13 protein-coding genes and 1 riboswitch are annotated in these 17,009 nt (G+C 72.9%); of the genes, 9 read left to right on the top strand and 4 right to left on the bottom strand.

What is annotated here, in order from left to right; all coding sequences use genetic code 11:
* Positions 1-3 precede the first annotated feature (3 nt).
* Positions 4-2,457 carry a DNA topoisomerase (ATP-hydrolyzing) subunit A gene (locus ACFYXE_RS26010; protein WP_389316108.1) on the bottom strand — a complete coding sequence of 818 codons (2,454 nt, stop codon included), beginning with the start codon at positions 2,455-2,457 and terminating at the stop codon, positions 4-6.
* A 236-nt stretch (positions 2,458-2,693) separates the two neighbouring features.
* On the opposite strand from ACFYXE_RS26010, the gene ACFYXE_RS26005 reads away from it, so the two are divergent.
* The 4 genes from ACFYXE_RS26005 to ACFYXE_RS25990 all read left to right on the top strand — a co-directional run bounded on the left by ACFYXE_RS26005 (position 2,694) and on the right by ACFYXE_RS25990 (position 7,527).
* The gene (locus ACFYXE_RS26005) at positions 2,694-4,046 is read left to right on the top strand and encodes a M16 family metallopeptidase (protein WP_389316106.1); all 1,353 of its coding nucleotides are present in this window, start codon (positions 2,694-2,696) and stop codon (positions 4,044-4,046) included.
* Entirely contained in the window at positions 4,043-5,428 is a 1,386-nt protein-coding gene (locus ACFYXE_RS26000) for a M16 family metallopeptidase (RefSeq protein ID WP_389316104.1), read from the top strand. The genes ACFYXE_RS26005 and ACFYXE_RS26000 overlap by 4 nt, the downstream gene beginning before the upstream one ends.
* Positions 5,429-5,665: 237 nt before the next feature.
* Positions 5,666-5,828, top strand: a riboswitch (cyclic di-AMP (ydaO/yuaA leader).
* A 12-nt stretch (positions 5,829-5,840) separates the two neighbouring features.
* Positions 5,841-6,644, top strand: a complete 804-nt coding sequence (locus tag ACFYXE_RS25995) for a M23 family metallopeptidase (protein WP_361164345.1) — start codon at positions 5,841-5,843, stop codon at positions 6,642-6,644.
* Positions 6,645-6,840: 196 nt separating this feature from the next.
* The gene (locus tag ACFYXE_RS25990) at positions 6,841-7,527 is read left to right on the top strand and encodes a GntR family transcriptional regulator (RefSeq protein ID WP_389316101.1); all 687 of its coding nucleotides are present in this window, start codon (positions 6,841-6,843) and stop codon (positions 7,525-7,527) included.
* A 210-nt stretch (positions 7,528-7,737) separates the two neighbouring features.
* Here the strand turns inward: ACFYXE_RS25990 and ACFYXE_RS25985 are convergent, their stop codons facing one another.
* Positions 7,738-8,019, bottom strand: a complete 282-nt coding sequence (locus tag ACFYXE_RS25985; protein ID WP_003993478.1) for an HPr family phosphocarrier protein — start codon at positions 8,017-8,019, stop codon at positions 7,738-7,740.
* 205 nt (positions 8,020-8,224) lie between these two features.
* Here ACFYXE_RS25985 and ACFYXE_RS25980 point away from each other — a divergent pair, with 205 nt between their 5' ends.
* The 4 genes from ACFYXE_RS25980 to ACFYXE_RS25965 all read left to right on the top strand — a co-directional run bounded on the left by ACFYXE_RS25980 (position 8,225) and on the right by ACFYXE_RS25965 (position 13,679).
* Entirely contained in the window at positions 8,225-11,101 is a 2,877-nt protein-coding gene (locus tag ACFYXE_RS25980) for a GNAT family N-acetyltransferase (RefSeq protein ID WP_389316098.1), read from the top strand.
* 90 nt (positions 11,102-11,191) lie between these two features.
* Positions 11,192-11,779 carry a DUF5998 family protein gene (locus ACFYXE_RS25975; protein WP_361164355.1) on the top strand — a complete coding sequence of 196 codons (588 nt, stop codon included), beginning with the start codon at positions 11,192-11,194 and terminating at the stop codon, positions 11,777-11,779.
* Positions 11,779-12,966, top strand: coding sequence for an alkaline phosphatase family protein (locus tag ACFYXE_RS25970; protein ID WP_389316096.1), 1,188 nt, complete (start codon positions 11,779-11,781; stop codon positions 12,964-12,966). The genes ACFYXE_RS25975 and ACFYXE_RS25970 overlap by 1 nt, the downstream gene beginning before the upstream one ends.
* A 53-nt stretch (positions 12,967-13,019) precedes the next feature.
* Positions 13,020-13,679, top strand: coding sequence for a thymidine kinase (locus ACFYXE_RS25965; protein ID WP_361164361.1), 660 nt, complete (start codon positions 13,020-13,022; stop codon positions 13,677-13,679).
* A 25-nt stretch (positions 13,680-13,704) separates the two neighbouring features.
* Here the strand turns inward: ACFYXE_RS25965 and ACFYXE_RS25960 are convergent, their stop codons facing one another.
* On the bottom strand, positions 13,705-14,430 hold the full coding sequence (locus ACFYXE_RS25960; protein WP_389316093.1) for a VOC family protein: 726 nt from the start codon (positions 14,428-14,430) through the stop codon (positions 13,705-13,707).
* 455 nt (positions 14,431-14,885) lie between these two features.
* On the opposite strand from ACFYXE_RS25960, the gene ACFYXE_RS25955 reads away from it, so the two are divergent.
* Positions 14,886-15,713 (top strand): sulfurtransferase, encoded by an 828-nt coding sequence (locus ACFYXE_RS25955; protein ID WP_389316091.1) that lies wholly within the window; start codon positions 14,886-14,888, stop codon positions 15,711-15,713.
* A 98-nt stretch (positions 15,714-15,811) separates the two neighbouring features.
* Here the strand turns inward: ACFYXE_RS25955 and sepH are convergent, their stop codons facing one another.
* A complete protein-coding gene (gene sepH / locus ACFYXE_RS25950) occupies positions 15,812-16,912 on the bottom strand; it encodes a septation protein SepH (protein WP_389316089.1) in 1,101 nt (366 codons plus the stop codon).
* Between the last annotated feature and the right edge of the window lie 97 nt (positions 16,913-17,009).

The raw sequence follows: 17,009 nt of genomic DNA, 5'->3' as shown, positions 1-17,009 counted from the left end.
CCGTTACACCGGGCCCGCCACCGCCGCCACCGGCTTGGCCAGGGACACGCCCGAGCCGTCCCGGCGCGGGTCGATCTCCGGCAGCTCGGCCGGGGCGCCGTTGCGCTGGGCCGCGTACGGCGGGGTCGGGCCCGTCCACGCGAAGCTCAGGCAGTCCTCGCCCTTCAGGAACCGCTGGACGCGCACCCCACCGGTGGCACGCCCCTTGCGGGGGTACTGGTCGAACGGCGTGAGCTTCGCCGTCGTCTGCACCGAGTCGTCGAGCGTGCCGCGCGAGCCCGCCACCGTGAAGACGACCGCGTCGACCGCCGGGTCCACCGCGGCGAAGGAGATGACCTTCGCGCCGTCGGCGAGCTTGATGCCCGCCATGCCGCCCGCCGGGCGCCCCTGGGGGCGGACCTGCGCGGCCTGGTAGCGCAGCAACTGGGCGTCGTCCGTGATGAAGACCAGGTCCTCCTCGCCGGTGCGCAGCTCGGCCGCGCCGACGATCCGGTCACCGTCCTTGAGGGTGATGACCTCCAACTCCTCCTTGTGGGAGGGATAGTCGGGGACCACCCGCTTGACGACGCCCTGCGCGGTGCCCAGCGCGAGGCCCGGCGAGGACTCGTCGAGCGTCATCAGGCAGATCAGCTTCTCGTCCTTCTCCAGGGAGAGCAGCTCCGAGACGGGTGCCCCTCCGGAGAGGTTGGGCGCGCCCATCGTCTCCGGCAGCTGGGGGAGGTCCACCACGGAGAGGCGCAGCAGCCGGCCCTCCGAGGTGACCGCGCCCACCTCGCCGCGGGCCGTCGCCGGGACCGCCGAGACGATCGCGTCGTGCTTGACGCGCTTGGTGTCGCCGTCCGCGAAGGGCTCGCCGTTCGCCGTGCGGGCCAGCAGGCCCGTCGAGGACAGGAGCACCCGGCACGGGTCGTCCGCCACCTGCAGCGAGACCGTGGCGGCCGGGGTGCCGGAGGACTCCAGGAGCACCGTGCGCCGGTCGGTGCCGAACTTCTTGGCGACGGCGGCCAGTTCCGTGGAGACCAGCTTGCGCAGCTCCGCGTCGGACTCCAGGATGCCGGTCAGCTCGTCGATCTCGCCGTTGAGCCGGTCGCGCTCGGACTCCAGCTCGATGCGGTCGAACTTGGTGAGCCGGCGCAGCGGCGTGTCCAGGATGTACTGCGTCTGGATGTCGCTCAGCGAGAAGCGCTCGATCAGGCGCTCCTTGGCCTGCGCGGAGTTCTCGCTGGAGCGGATGAGGCGGATGACCTCGTCGATGTCCAGGAGGGCGACGAGGAGGCCCTCGACCAGGTGCAGGCGGTCGCGCTTCTTGCCGCGGCGGAACTCGCTGCGGCGGCGCACCACGTTGAACCGGTGGTCCAGATAGACCTCGAGGAGCTCCTTGAGGCCGAGGGTGAGGGGCTGGCCGTCGACCAGGGCGACGTTGTTGATGCCGAAGGACTCCTCCATCGGCGTCAGCTTGTAGAGCTGCTCCAGGACCGCCTCGGGGACGAAGCCGTTCTTGATCTCGATGACCAGGCGCAGGCCGTGCGCGCGGTCGGTGAGGTCCTTGACGTCCGCGATGCCCTGCAGCTTCTTGGAGCCGACCAGGTCCTTGATCTTGGAGATGACCTTCTCGGGACCGACGGTGAAGGGCAGTTCGGTGACGACCAGGCCCTTGCGGCGCGCCGTCACGTTCTCCACGGAGACTGTCGCGCGGGTCTTGAAGGTGCCGCGGCCGGATTCGTAGGCGTCCTTGATGCCGTTCAGACCGACGATCCGGCCGCCCGTGGGCAGGTCGGGGCCCGGCACGTACTTCATCAGCGTCTCGAGGTCGGCCCCCGGGTGCTTGATGAGGTGGCGGGCGGCGGCGATGACCTCGCCGAGGTTGTGCGGGGGCATGTTCGTCGCCATGCCGACCGCGATGCCCGACGCGCCGTTGACCAGGAGGTTCGGGTAGGCGGCGGGGAGAGCGGTCGGCTCCGTCTCCTGGCCGTCGTAGTTCGGCTCGAAGTCGACGGTGTTCTCGTCGATCGACTCCGTCATCAGCGAGGTGGCGTCGGCCATCTTGCACTCGGTGTAGCGCATGGCGGCCGGCGGGTCGTCGTTGCCGAGCGAGCCGAAGTTGCCGTGGCCGTCGACCAGGGGCAGGCGCATCGAGAAGGGCTGGGCCATCCGCACCAGCGCGTCGTAGATCGACGCGTCGCCGTGCGGGTGCAACTTGCCCATGACCTCGCCGACGACGCGGGCACACTTCACATAGCCGCGGTCGGGGCGCAGGCCCATCTCGTTCATCTGGTAGACGATCCGGCGGTGGACGGGCTTCATGCCGTCGCGGGCGTCCGGCAGGGCGCGGGAGTAGATGACCGAATACGCGTACTCGAGGAAGGAGCCCTGCATCTCGTCGACGACGTCGATGTCGAGGATCTTCTCCTCGTACGAGTCGTCGGGCGGCGGGGTCTTCGTGCTGCGGCGGGCCATCGCTGCTGCGGCTCCTTCACCAACAAGTGCGGGATCTGACGCCGACCATTGTGGACTGTCCCACTGACAACGCCGACCACGACCCGTGTCGTGGCGTCGTCACACCCGACTACGCCGAGGGCGGACCGGGAACTTCGTCAGGTGTCCGCACGCTTGCATACAGTGGCAGGACCGACAGCGATGGCGCTGATCGAGTGTTCTGCTCCAGCGATGATCCTGCGATCGAAGGGACGTACATGCCCATGGGTCACACGGCCGCGGCCGAGGCCGGCTCCGGCGGCCTGACAGCGACCGAGCACCGGCTGGCCAACGGCCTGCGCGTGGTGCTCTCCGAGGACCACCTGACCCCGGTCGCCGCGGTCTGCCTCTGGTACGACGTCGGCTCCCGCCACGAGGTCAAGGGGCGAACCGGCCTCGCGCACCTCTTCGAGCACCTCATGTTCCAGGGCTCGAAGCAGGTGCACGGCAACGGCCACTTCGAGCTGGTCCAGGGCGCCGGCGGCTCGCTCAACGGCACGACGAGCTTCGAGCGCACCAACTACTTCGAGACGATGCCCGCCCACCAGTTGGAGCTGGCCCTGTGGCTCGAGGCCGACCGGATGGGCTCGCTGCTCTCCGCGCTCGACGACGAGTCCATGGAGAACCAGCGCGACGTCGTCAAGAACGAGCGCCGCCAGCGCTACGACAACGTCCCCTACGGCACGGCGTTCGAGCGGCTGACCGCCCTCTCGTACCCCGAGGGCCACCCGTACCACCACACGCCGATCGGCTCCATGGCCGACCTGGATGCGGCCACCCTGGAGGACGCGCGCGCGTTCTTCCGCACCTACTACGCGCCCAACAACGCCGTCCTCTCGGTCGTCGGCGACATCGACCCGGAGCAGACGCTCGCCTGGGTCGAGAAGTACTTCGGGTCGATCCCCGGGCACGACGGCAAGCAGCCCCCGCGCGACGGCTCCCTGCCCGAGCGCATCGGCGAGGAGCTGCGCGAGGTCGTCGAGGAGGAGGTCCCCGCGCGCGCCCTGATGGCCGCCTACCGCCTCCCTGAGGACGGCACGCGCGCGTGCGACGCGGCCGACCTGGCGCTGACCGTCCTCGGCAGCGGCGAGTCCTCCCGGCTCTACAACCGCCTCGTGCGCCGGGACCGCACCGCGGTCGCCGCCGGATTCGGGCTGCTGCGCCTCGCCGGGGCACCCTCGCTCGGCTGGCTCGACGTCAAGACGTCCGGCGACGTCGAGGTCCCGGTCATCGAGGCCGCGGTCGACGAGGAGCTGGCCCGCTTCGCCGCGGAGGGCCCCACTCCGGAGGAGATGGAGCGCGCCCAGGCACAGCTGGAGCGCGAGTGGCTCGACCGGCTCGGCACGGTCGCGGGCCGCGCCGACGAACTGTGCCGTTACGCCGTCCTGTTCGGCGACCCGCAGCTCGCCCTCACCGCGGTCCAGCGCGTCCTCGACATCACCGCCCAGGAGGTCCAGGAGGTCGCCGGGGCGCGCCTGCGCCCGGACAACCGCGCGGTGCTCGTGTACGAACCCGTGACCGCCGCCGACGAGGACGCGGCGGACGCAGAGGAAGAGGAGGCGGCGAAGTGACCGAGGCCGCGACGATGCAGTTCCACCCCATGCCCGAGGCCGGTACGGCCAAGCCCTGGGCGTTCCCGGCGCCCGGGCGCGGCACCCTGCCCAACGGCCTCACCGTGCTGCGCTGCGACCGCCCCGGCCAGCAGGTCGTCGCCGTCGAGATCCACCTCGAAGCGCCCCTGGACGCCGAGCCGGAGGGCCTCGACGGCGTCGCCACCATCATGGCGCGGGCCTTCAACGAGGGCACGGACAAGCACTCCGCCGAGGAGTTCGCCGCCGAGCTCGACCGCTGCGGCGCCACGCTCGACGCGCACGCCGACCACCCGGGCGTACGGGTCTCCCTGGAGGTCCCGGTCTCCCGGCTCGCCAAGGCGCTCGGCCTGCTCGCCGACGCCCTGCGCGCCCCCGCCTTCGCGGACAGCGAGATCGAGCGGCTCGTGCGCAACCGCCTGGACGAGATCCCGCACGAGGCCGCCAACCCGGCGCGCCGCGCCGCCAAGGAGCTCTCCCGGCAGCTGTTCCCGGCGACCTCGCGCATGTCGCGTCCGCGCCAGGGCACCGAGGAGACGGTCACGGCCATCGACTCGGCGGCCGTGCGCGCCTTCTACGAGAAGTACGTCCGGCCCGCCACGGCCACCCTCGTCGTGGTCGGCGACCTGACCGGCACCGACCTGGACGCCGTCCTCGCGGACACCGTCGGAGCCTGGACCGGCCCCGCGGGCGAGCCGCGCCCGGTGCCCCAGGTGACCGCCGACGACCGCGGCCGCATCGTCATCGTGGACCGCCCGGGAGCGGTCCAGACGCAGCTGCTCATCGGCCGCGTGGGCGCCGACCGGCACGACCGCGTGTGGCCGGCCCAGGTCCTCGGCACGTACTGCCTGGGCGGCACCCTCACGTCCCGTCTGGACCGCGTCCTGCGGGAGGAGAAGGGATACACCTACGGAGTACGGGCGTTCAGCCAGGTGCTGCGCTCGGCGCCGGACGGGACGGGCGCCGCGATGCTCGCCATCAGCGGCTCCGTGGACACCGAGTCCACCGGCCCGGCGCTCGACGACCTGTGGAAGGTGCTGCGCACCCTCGCGGCCGACGGCCTCACCGACGCCGAGCGCGACGTCGCCGTGCAGAACCTGGTGGGCGTGGCCCCCCTCAAGTACGAGATGGCGGCCTCCGTGGCGGCCACCCTCGCCGACCAGGTCGAGCAGAACCTGCCGGACGACTTCCAGGCGCAGCTGTACCGCCAGCTCGCCGCCACCGGCACCGTGGAGGCCACCGCGGCCGTCGTGAACGCCTTCCCGGAGGACCGTCTGGTGACGATCCTGGTCGGCGACGCCGCGCGGATCGAGGAGCCCGTCAGGGCGCTCGGCATCGGCGACGTGAGTGTGGTCACGGGCTGAGCCCCGCACGGCCCGGAGCGCACGAAGGGCTGAGGCACAGTCAGGACATATCAGGACCCCGGTGACCGCTTAGGTGGCCGGGGTCCTCATATGTCCGAATTCGTACGGACGTTGCCTGTTGTGCCTGTTGCGGTGTGGCGTGCGCTACAAAAGTCGCGTTCTGTTTGTCGATTGAAAGACGCCCCGTTTAGCGTCGGTCCGGCTGTTCGTCACGCAGTACGCCGCAGCCGCGGCACCGGACAGTCATCGCCGAGTCCCCGTACGGCGCGAGCCAGGGGAGCCGGGGACCCACATGTCCCCTGGGGTGAATCGGACACCTTGCCGCGAGGCGAGGGATCCGTAGGAGACCTTCCTGCTCCGAACCCGTCAGCTAACCCGGTAGGCGAGAGGGAAGGAAAGGAACACCCGCCACATGGCGTTCACCCGTGCCACCGGGAAGCACCGTCGTCCCAGCCGCATCACGCGTACCACCGCGAATGTCGCGGGCGTCGCAGCGCTCACCACCACCGGTGTCATCGGAGGCCTGGCCGCCCCGGCGCTCGCCGCCGCCGACGACGCGCCCCTCGAGCACACCGGCCTCACCCAGGCGATCTCCGTCGGCGACTCGCTCGCCGAGAGCATCGACGCGCAGGCCGCCGCGCAGCGCCAGGCCGCCGACGACGCCGCCGCGGCCAAGAAGGCCGAAGAGGCCGCCAAGAAGAAGGCGGCCGAGGAGAAGCGCAAGGCCGAGGCCGAGGCCAAGGCGAAGGCCAAGAAGGAGCGCGAGGCCAAGGAGCGCGCCGCCCGCGAGGCCGAGCGCAAGCGCCTCAACAGCTACGTCGCCCCGATCTCCGGCTCGTACGTCTCCACGGGCTACCAGACCGGCGGCGGCATGTGGTCCTCCGGCAGCCACACCGGCATCGACTTCCACGCCGCGTCCGGCACGACGGTCCACGCCGTCGGCTCCGGCACCGTCGTCGAGGCCGGCTGGGGCGGTGCCTACGGCAACAACGTGGTCATCAAGATGAACGACGGCACGTACACCCAGTACGGCCACATGTCGTCCCTGAGCGTCAGCGTCGGCCAGGCGGTCACCCCGGGCCAGCAGATAGGCCTGTCGGGCTCCACCGGCAACTCCAGCGGCCCGCACCTCCACTTCGAGGCCCGCACCGGCGAGCAGTACGGCTCGGACATCGACCCGGTCTCCTACCTGCGCTCGCACGGCGTCGGCGTCTGACCCGACGCGGACCCCGCAGCACCTCACCGAAAGCCCCGGTTCCCGGCGAACCGGGGCTTTCGCCGTGCCGCCGTTCTTGGCCAAAAGATATCCATGGATTCCGGTCCGCCGTCGGAAATTCCCGCGCTCTGCAATAGAGTCGCGGAACGAGTGTCGGTCGACCGCGTTTCGCGGGGATTAAGGCGGAGGTCCGGTCATGCGCATTCCCGCGCACTCGGTATGCACGGCCATCCGGGACGACATTGTCGCGGGCGTCTACGAAAGAGGCGGCCGGCTCACCGAGGAACTCCTCGCGCGGCGCTACGGGGTCTCGCGCGTCCCCGTCCGCGAGGCCCTGCGCACCCTGGAGGCCGAAGGGTTCGTCGTCACCCGCAGACACGCGGGCGCGTGCGTGGCCGAGCCGACCGAGCAGGAGGCCGCCGACCTCCTGGAGGTCAGGACGCTGCTGGAGCCGCTCGCCGCCGCCCGGGCCGCGCAGCGCCGCACGGACGCGCACCTCAAGGTCCTGCGCGGCCTGGTCAGGCTCGGCCAGGAGCGCTCCAGGAACGGCCGTGGGGAGGATCTGCGCCCCCTGGACGGCTGGTTCCACGAGACGCTCACCCAGGCGTCCGGCAGCCCCGGCCTCAGCGCGCTGCTCACCCAGCTCCGGCACAAGGTCGCCTGGATGTACGAGGTGGAGCCCCCGGCGGCGCCGGCCGAGACCTGGTCCGAGCACGCCGCGATCGTCGACGCGGTGACCCGCGGGGACGCGGACCGCGCCAGGACGCTCACCGCCGCGCACGCCGCGCGGACGGCGGCCGCCCACCGGCCGCGGCCCGCGCGCGGGGGCGGCCGTGTGAGGGATCCGCAACATGCCGTCAACACGGTGGGTCTCCGGAATTAACGACGACGCCGTATACAAAGAGAAGCAATTCGCCCCGGGCCTCTTCGGCGTGCTTTATGGGTGCGTTTCTCCGGCGTGCGCCCATTCCCGTCGAATGGCCCGTCGATCGGGCGTGGAATGTGCGCGCACAAACGTCGATGGGGTCGTCCGGAATTCCGGACGACCCCATCGAGGCACTGCTTTGTGAACGTGTCCCAGAAGGAACGTGTCCTAGACCGTCTCCGGCAGCTCCTCGAGCCCCTCCGAGACGAGCTTCGCCAGCCGGTCGAGAGCGGCGTCCGCGCCCTCGGCGTCGGAGGCGAGCACGATCTCCTCGCCGCCCTGGGCGCCCAGGCCGAGGACCGCCAGCATCGAGGCGGCGTTGACCGGGTTGCCGTCGGCCTTGGCGATCGTCACGGGGACGCCGGCGGCCGTGGCCGCACGGACGAAGATGGAGGCGGGTCGGGCGTGAAGGCCCTCGGCCCAGCCGACGTTGACGCGGCGCTCAGCCATGTGTTGCTGCCCTTCCAGGTGTCTCACACTTGTCTAGACCAGTGTCTCATGCCGTCACGGGTGCTCTGTCGGACATACGTCCTGCTCCCGGGCGTCTTTCGACCTGTCCCAGGGGGTGTCTCGGCCTCCGTGATCCACGGGGACCGCGGAGGCACCCCCTAGCCTGCCCCGGTCCCCGCGGGCGCGCGACCCGTACCCTGGCCCCATGCAGACCCCGTCGGATCAGCAGGATCGGCACGACTACCCCGCTCACTGGGAAGCCGACGTGGTGCTGCGCGACGGGGGGACCGCCCGGATCAGGCCCATCACGGCCGAGGACGCGGACCGCCTGGTCAGCTTCTACGAGCAGGTCTCGGACGAGTCGAAGTACTACCGCTTCTTCGCGCCCTACCCCCGGCTGTCCGCCAAGGACGTGCACCGCTTCACCCACCACGACCAGGTCGACCGGGTGGGCCTCGCGGTCACGGTGGGCGGCGAATTCATCGCCACCGTGCGCTACGACCGCATCGACGAGCGCGGCATGGCCGCCAGCGCCCCCGCCGACGAGGCCGAGGTCGCCTTCCTCGTGCAGGACGCCCACCAGGGCAGGGGAGTGGCCTCCACCCTCCTGGAGCACATCGCGGCCGTCGCCAGGGAGCGCGGCATCCGCCGCTTCGCCGCCGAGGTGCTGCCCGCCAACAGCAAGATGATCAAGGTGTTCACGGACGCGGGCTACCAGCAGAAGCGCAGCTTCGAGGACGGCGTCGTCCGCCTGGAGTTCGACCTGGAGCCCACCGACCGCTCGCTCGCCGTGCAGCGCGCCCGCGAACAGCGCGCCGAGGGGCGGTCCGTGCAGCGCCTCCTGACGCCCGGCTCGGTCGCGGTGATCGGCGTGGGGCGCGCCTCCGGAGGCGTCGGCCACAGCGTGCTCGCCAACCTCCGGGAGTCCGGCTTCACCGGCCGCCTGTACGCGGTGAACAGCGCGTTCGACGACGGCACCGAGGTCGCCGGAGTGCCCGCGCACCGCTCCGTCGCGGCCATCGGCGAGCCGGTCGACCTCGCGGTGGTCGCGGTGCCCGCCGACCGGGTGCCCCAGGTCGTCGCCGAGTGCGGCGAGCGCGGGGTGCGCGGTCTCGTGGTGCTCTCCGCCGGGTACGGGGAGAGCGGCGCCGAGGGCCGCGAGCGCCAGCGTGAACTGGTCCGCCAGGCCCGCTCGTACGGCATGCGCATCATCGGACCCAACGCCTTCGGCGTGATCAACACCGCCGAGGACGTCCGGCTCAACGCGTCGCTCGCCCCGCAGTCGCCCGCGCGCGGGCGCATCGGCCTGTTCACCCAGTCCGGCGCGATCGGCATCGCCCTGCTCTCCGGTCTGCACCGGCGCGGCGCCGGTCTGTCCACCTTCGTCGGCTCCGGCAACCGCGCGGACGTGTCGGGCAACGACCTGCTCCAGTACTGGTTCGAGGACCCGGACACCGACGTCACGCTGATGTACCTGGAGACCATCGGCAACCCCCGCAAGTTCACCCGCCTCGCCCGGCGTTCGGCGACCGTCAAGCCCCTCGTGGTGGTCCAGGGCGCCCGGCACAGCGGCATCGCGCCGACCGGCCACGCCGTGCAGGCGACCCGGCTGCCGCACGCCACGGTCTCGGCCCTGCTGCGCCAGGCGGGTGTCATCCGCGTCGACACCGTCACGGAGATGGTCGACGCGGGGCTGCTGCTCGCGGGCCAGCCGCTGCCCGCCGGGCCCCGGGTCGGCATCCTCGGAAACTCCGAGTCCCTCGGCCTGCTCACGTACGACGCGTGCGTCGCCGACGGCCTGCGCCCGCTGCCCCCGCGCGACCTGACGACCGGCGCGGTCCCCGCCGACTTCCGGGCCGCGCTCGCCGACGCGCTGTCGGACGACGGATGCGACGCGGTGATCGTCAACGCGATCCCCTGGGTGGGGGAGGACGGCGCCACCACCGATCCCGAGACGCTCGCCACGGAGCTGCGGGCCGCCGCCGCGGGCTGCCCCGCCAAGCCCGTCGCCGTCGTCCACGTGGAGCTCGGCGGCCTCGCCGAGGCCCTCTCCGCCGCCGCGAGCACCCGCCCGGACGCCCCCGCACCCCCGGCCGGCGGCACGGGTGACCCCGCCCGGGCGACAGCTGCCGCGGAGCAGGCGGAAGCCGCAGCGCCCGCGGGGTCCGCCGACGCGCCCGCCGACGCCCCGGACGAGCCCGCCGCCGGGCCGTACCGGATCCCCGCCTACCCCGCCGCCGAGCGGGCCGTCCGCGCCCTCGCCGAAGCCGTCAAGTACGCCCAGTGGCGGCGCGAGGCGGCCGAACCGGGACGTGTCCACGAGTACGACGACATCGACGAGCACGGCGCCGCCGGGCGCATCGACGACCTGCTCGCCAAGGACGCCGACGCACGGGGCACCACCCTGGCCCCCGCCGACGCCCACGAACTCCTCGGGCGCTACGGCATCCGGGTGCGCGAGGCCCTGCCCGCGCCCGACCCCGACGCGGCCGTGCGGGCCGCGCGCACCCTCGGCTACCCCGTGGCCCTCAAGACCACGGCCCCGCACCTGCGCCACCGCGCCGACCTCGGCGGGGTGCGCCTCGACCTCGCGGACGAGGAGCAACTGCGCCGGGCCTACCAGGAGCTGACCGACGCCTTCGGCAAGCCCGCCGAGCTGCGGCCCGTCGTCCAGGGCATGGTCCCGCGCGGCGTCGACACCGTCGTCCGCGCGGTCATCGACCCGGCGGCCGGGGCGGTGCTCTCGTTCGGGCTCGCGGGCGCCCCGTCCGAACTGCTCGGCGACACCGCCCACCGCCTCATCCCTGTCACCGACCGGGACGCGGGCTCCCTGGTGCGGTCCATCCGGACGGCGCCGCTCCTGTTCGGCTGGCGGGGCTCCGCGCCGGTCGACACCCCGGCCTTGGAGGAGCTGCTCCAACGGGTCTCCCGGCTCGTCGACGACCACCCCGAGGTCGTGGCCGTCACCCTGGAGCCGGTGGTCGTCGCCCCGCACGGCCTCTCCGTGCTCGGCGCCTCCGTCCGGCTCGCGCCCCCGCCCGCCCGCGACGACCTCGGCCCGCGCACCCTTCCGGGGTACTGAGGGGGCCGAGGGGGACCCGGGGGCACCGTCCGCGACCCGAGGCGCCCGCGGGGCACCGTGCGCCCCGCACCGGGCCGTAGGATGGACGGCATGGCAAAGACCGGTACGACGACCCAGGGGCTGCGCGCGGCGATCGAGCGCAGCGGCTACTACCCGGCCCTCGTGGCCGAGGCGGTGGAGGCCGCGATCGGCGGCGAGGCCATCGGGTCCTACCTGGTCCACCAGGAGACGACGTTCGACGCCAACGAAGTGCGCCGGCACGTCACCGTCCTCGTCCTGACCGGCACGCGCTTCATCGTCAGCCACACCGACGAGCAGGCGGCGGACAGCACCTCCCCGACGCCGTACGCGACGACCTCCACCGAGTCGGTCAAGATCGGCCGCATCTCCTCCGTCGTGGTCAGCCGCGTCGTCGCCAACCCCGAGAAGTACGTGCCCGGGACGCCGCCCCGCGAGGTCGTCCTGACCATCGGCTGGGGCGCCGTGTCCCGCATCGACCTGGAGCCCGCGGCCTGCGGCGACCCCAACTGCGAGGCGGACCACGGGTACACGGGCAGCTCGACCGCCGACGACCTCAGCCTGCGCGTGAGCGAGGCGGGCGACGGCCCCGACACCGTGCGGCAGACCCTCGCCTTCGCCCAGGCGCTGTCCGAGGCGACCGCGGCCACCGCCCGCTGATGGCCCTGCCTTCCTGGGACGACGTAGTACCCCTCGCCCTCGACACCGCGCCCGTGCCCGCGTACGGCGCGGGATCGCTCGCCGACCTGCTGCCCACGCTGGTCGCCCACCAGGGCGTCGACGGCTTCGCGCCGGTCATCCCCGAACTCGCCCCGGCCGACCGGAACTGCGTCTTCCTGATCGACGGGCTCGGCTGGGAGCAGCTCAGGGCCCATCCGGCCGAGGCCCCCTTCCTGACCTCGCTGCTGCAGAGCTCGCGGGGCGGCACCGGCCGCCCCGTCACCGCGGGCTTCCCCGCCACGACGGCGACCTCGCTCGCCTCCGTCGGCACGGGCCTGCCCCCCGGCGACCACGGCCTGCCCGGCTACACGGTCCGCAACCCCGCCACCGACGAGCTGATGAACCAGCTCCGCTGGAACCCCTGGACCGATCCGTACGCCTGGCAGCCGCACCCCACCGTCTTCCAGCGGGCCCACGACGCGGGCGTGCACACCGCGCAGGTCTCGGCCCCGCACTTCGAGCACACCCCGCTCACCAAGGTCGCGCTCAGCGGCGGTTCCTTCCGGGGCAGGCTCTCCGGCGAGGACCGCATGGACCTCGCCGCGCAACAACTGGCCGCCGGTGACCGCTCGCTGGTCTACACGTACTACGCGGAAGTGGACGGCAAGGGGCACCGCTTCGGCGTCGACTCCGACGCCTGGCGCGGCCAGCTCATGTACGTCGACCGGCTCGCCCAGCGCCTGGCCGAACAGCTCCCGCCGCGCAGCGCCCTGTACGTCACCGCGGACCACGGCATGCTCGACATCCCCTTCGACGAGGCGTCCCGGATCGACTTCGACGAGGACTGGGAGCTGCGCGCGGGCGTCGCCCTGCTCGGCGGCGAGGGCCGCGCCCGGCACGTCTACGCGGTGCCCGGCGCCGTCGACGACGTCCTGACGGTGTGGCGCGAGGTGCTCGGCGAGCAGTTCTGGGTCGCCGGACGCGACGAGGCCATCGCCGCGGGCTGGTTCGGTCCACACGTTGATCAACGTGTGTACGAGCGCATCGGCGACGTCGTCGCGGCCGCCCACGACGACGTGGCGATCGTGGCCACGGAGCGCGAGCCCAAGGAGTCCGCGCTCGTCGGCATGCACGGCTCCATGACCCCCGTCGAACAGCTCGTCCCCCTGCTCGAAGTACGCTCCTGACCGTCCCCGCCCCGCCCACTCCCGGCCCGTCCCCGAAAGGTCTTCAACCCCCCATGTCCGAGCTGGTGTTCTTCTCCGGAACGATGGACTGCGGAAAGAGCACGCTGGCTCTGCAGATCGAGCACAACCGTTCCGCCCGCGGACTGCAGGGGATGATCTTCACGCGGGACGACCGCGCGGGCGAGGGCAAGCTCTCCTCCCGGCTCGGCCTCGTCACCGACGCGACCGAGGCCGCGGACGACTTCGACTTCTACGCGCATCTCGTCGACCACCTTTCGCGGGGCGGCCGCGCGGACTACGTGATCGCGGACGAGGCCCAGTTCCTCGCGCCGGAGCAGATCGACCAGCTCGCCCGGGTCGTCGACGACCTCGGCCTGGACGTCTTCGCCTTCGGCATCACCACGGACTTCCGTTCCAAGCTCTTCCCCGGCTCGCAGCGCCTGGTCGAGCTCGCCGACCGCGTCGAGGTGCTGCAGGTCGAGGCGCTGTGCTGGTGCGGGGCCCGCGCCACGCACAACGCCCGCACCATAGGCGGCGAGATGGTCGTCGAGGGCGCCCAAGTCGTCGTCGGCGACGTCAACCAGCCGGCGGACGAGGTGGGCTACGAGGTGCTGTGCCGCCGCCACCACCGGCGCAGGGCGACGGCGGCGACCGCCCGCGCGGGCGCGCTGTCCCCGGACGTCCTGCCGGTCGACGCGGGCGCCCGCGCCTGACGCGGTGGCCGGTGCGTGAGCGGGCTCAGGCGTCGGTGCGCGAGTGCACGACGGTGAAGACCGCGCCCTCCAGGTCCGCGACCGTCGCCATCCGGCCCTGCGGGTCGTCCCAGGTCGGCTTGACGACATGGCCGCCGAGTTCGATGACCCGGTTGACCGTCTCGTCCACGTCCGCGACCTCGAAGTACGTCATCCAGTGCGGCCCCCGGTCGCGGGGGAGCGCCTGGCCCACGCCGTGCACGGCCGCCACCGGGCGACCGCCCACGTGCAGCGTCACGTAGTCGAAGTCGGCGGAGACCACCGGCTCGTCGATGCAGCCGAAAACCGTCTGGTAGAACTTCACGACGCCGGCGGTCTCCCGGGTCACCAGCTCGTTCCACGCGGGCGTGCCGGGCCTGCCGACCACCGCGGTGCCCAGGTGGCCCGCGGCCTGCCAGATGCCGAACACGGCGCCCGACGGGTCGGAGGCGATCGCGAGCCGTCCGGCCTCGCCCGCGTCGAGCGGGCCCACACCGACCGTGCCGCCGCAGTGCCGCACCGCGTCCGCCGTCTCGCCCGCGTCGTCCGACGCCAGATACGGCGTCCAGGCGACCGGCAGGTGCCGGTCGTCGGGCAGCCGGCCGATGCCCGCCACCTCGTGGCCGTCGAGCAGCGCCCGCACGTACGGCCCGAGCTGTTCGGGCCCCGGCCGGAACTCCCAGCCGAAGAGCGCCGCGTAGAACTCCTGGGTCGCGGTCAGGTCGTGCACCATCAGGCTCACCCAGCAGGGCGTGCCGGGCGTGTGCCGGCCGGTTCCCGGGCCGTCAGGCCGCACCGTGCCCAGGGACTCCGAAGAGCCCTGTCCAGGGGAGACCCCATTCGCCCGCGCCTCGGTCATCGTCACCCTCTCCTCGGCCTTCGTGCCGGCCGTTCAGCTTCCATTCTCAAATGTCTCGAATGCGCGTGCCATCGCCGCGCGGCATCGCGCCCGTGCAGATGCTCGCACCGCCCGTCGCGCGGCGCCCCCCGACCGCGCCGCGCTGTCCGGCTTCCCGCGGTAGATGCCCGATTTCCGGTGTCCCATCCGTGAACGTCCGGTGACCGGGTCGAGGCGGTTCGCCGTACAGGGCGTGCATGGTTCCATACGCCCCGTGTCCGGGCGTCGTCCGGCGGAGCAGGGTAGCCGGACCTTGGCGGCGCGACCACCCCGTGCGCAAGGATGGGGCCATGAATGCCATCATCTCCGCATCCGAACTCGCGAGCGAGCTGGCGGGCGAGAATCCGCCCGTCCTGCTCGACGTCCGCTGGCACCACGAAGGCTCCCTGCGCACGGCGTACGAGGAGGGGCACATCCCGTCGGCCGTCTTCGTCGACCTGGATGCCGACCTGGCGGGTCCCGCCGGTGCCAAGGGCCGGCATCCGCTTCCCGACCTGGCCCGCTTCGGTGCCGTGATGCGGACCGCGGGAGTCGGCGCGGAGCGGGCCGTGGTCGTCTACGACGGTGGCCAGAACTGGGCGGCGGCACGTCTGTGGTGGATGCTCCGCTGGACGGGTCATACCTCCGTCCGGGTCCTGGACGGCGGTATCGGCCTGTGGACCGGCCCCCTGGAGCAGGGCCCGGGCACGGCCCCGGCCGAGGGCACCTTCGAGCCCGCCCCGAACAGCAAGGACCTCCTGGACGCGGACTCGGCCGCGGCCCTGGCCCGCTCCGGCCTGCTCCTGGACGCCCGCGCGGCCGAGCGCTACCGCGGCGAGGTCGAGCCCATCGACAGCGTGGCCGGTCACATCCCCGGCGCGGTGTCGGCGCCGACCACGGAGAACGTCGCGGCGGACGGCCGCTTCAAGCCCGCCGAGGAGCTGGCGCACCGCTTCAAGGCGCTGGGCGCGGCGGACACCGCGGAGGTCGGCGTGTACTGCGGTTCGGGCGTCTCGGGCGCCCACGAGGTGCTCGCGCTCGCCGTGGCGGGAATTCCGGCGTCGCTCTACGTCGGCTCGTGGTCGGAGTGGTCGGCCGACTCCTCGCGTCCCGTGGCGACGGGCGCGGACCCGCAGTAGCGCTCGCTCGCCGACTGCAAGAGGGCCCACGCCGACTCGGCGTGGGCCCTCTCCGCAGCGGCTCCCGTGGGCGGCGGTCCGCCCGCGGGAGTGCTCCGCTACTCCTGCTTCTTGCGGCGCGTGCCGAAGACGATCTCGTCCCAGCTGGGCACCGCGGCGCGGCGCCCGGGGCGCACGCCGTCGGCCTCGGCCTGGCGGTCCGTGGAACCGACGAGCCGGTCGCGGTGGCTGGCCACCGAGCGCGGCATGAGCACGTCCGCGTAGGCCGCGCCGGCCCCGGCCGACGCCGCCGGGGGCTCCTCGGCGTCCGGCTCCTGCTCGGGCTCGTCCGCCGCGGCGGGCGGCAGCTCCGTGGCGGCCGTGACCGAGGGGCGCTCCGGCACCACCATGTCGCCGCGGAAGCTGGGCACCGCCTCCAGCAGGCTGGTCAGCGAGTCGCGCTCCTGCTCGGCGACCGCGGTGGCGGCACCGGTGCCCTCCTCCGGCGGATCGACGGGGGCGGGCGGAATGCTCGGCCGGTCCAGCTGACGGTCCAGGGCGCGGTCCAGCGGCCGGTCCGCGGGGCGGTCCCGGGGGAGCCGGGCGATGCGCGGCACGAACGGGAAGCTGGGCTCGGGCGCGGCGATGTCGTCCGTCTCGCCGATCAGCGAACGGGCCTCGTCGTCCACGGCCTGGACGAGCCGCCGGGGCGGGTCGTACGTCCAGCTCGCGGAGTGCGGCTCGGTCGCGACGCGGTAGACGAGCAGGACCTCCCAGGTGCCGTCGTCGCGGCGCCAGGAGTCCCACTGGACGGTGTCCTTGTCGGCCCCGCGCAGCAGCAGCCGCTCCTGCACGGCCTCGCCGAGCTGGGGTCCGGTGTTCTCGCCGGGACGGCGCACGGGGGTCTTCCTCGCCCGCTCCGCCATGAAGGCGCGCTCGGCGAGCACGGGGCCCTCGAAGCGGCGGACGCGATCGACGGGGATCCCGGCGAGCTGCGCCACTTCTTCCGCGCTGGCACCGGCACGTATCCGCGCCTGGATGTCGCGCGGGCGGAGGTGGCTCTCCACCTCGATCTCGATCTGGCCGAGTCGGGGCCGGTCGCCGCGGACGGCGGCACGCAGCCGCTCGTCGATCGGAAGCGTGTACTCCGTGCTGTCCGCAGCCTTCAGCACCAGCCGTGTGCCGTCGTTGCTGACGGCCACGACACGCAGTTCGGGCATGGGGACCTCCCGGGTGGTGCCTGCCGACGTCACGTGCGTCGCTGCTTCCGCTAGTCGAGTGTGGCCTGCCCGGGTGCAGCCTGCCACAACCTTGCCG

The organism is Streptomyces sp. NPDC002564, assembly GCF_042889645.1.
Classification (GTDB): Bacteria; Actinomycetota; Actinomycetes; order Streptomycetales; family Streptomycetaceae; genus Streptomyces.
The sequence above is the reverse complement of the archived record's forward strand: the minus strand, read 5'-3'. Positions and strand labels throughout refer to the sequence as shown.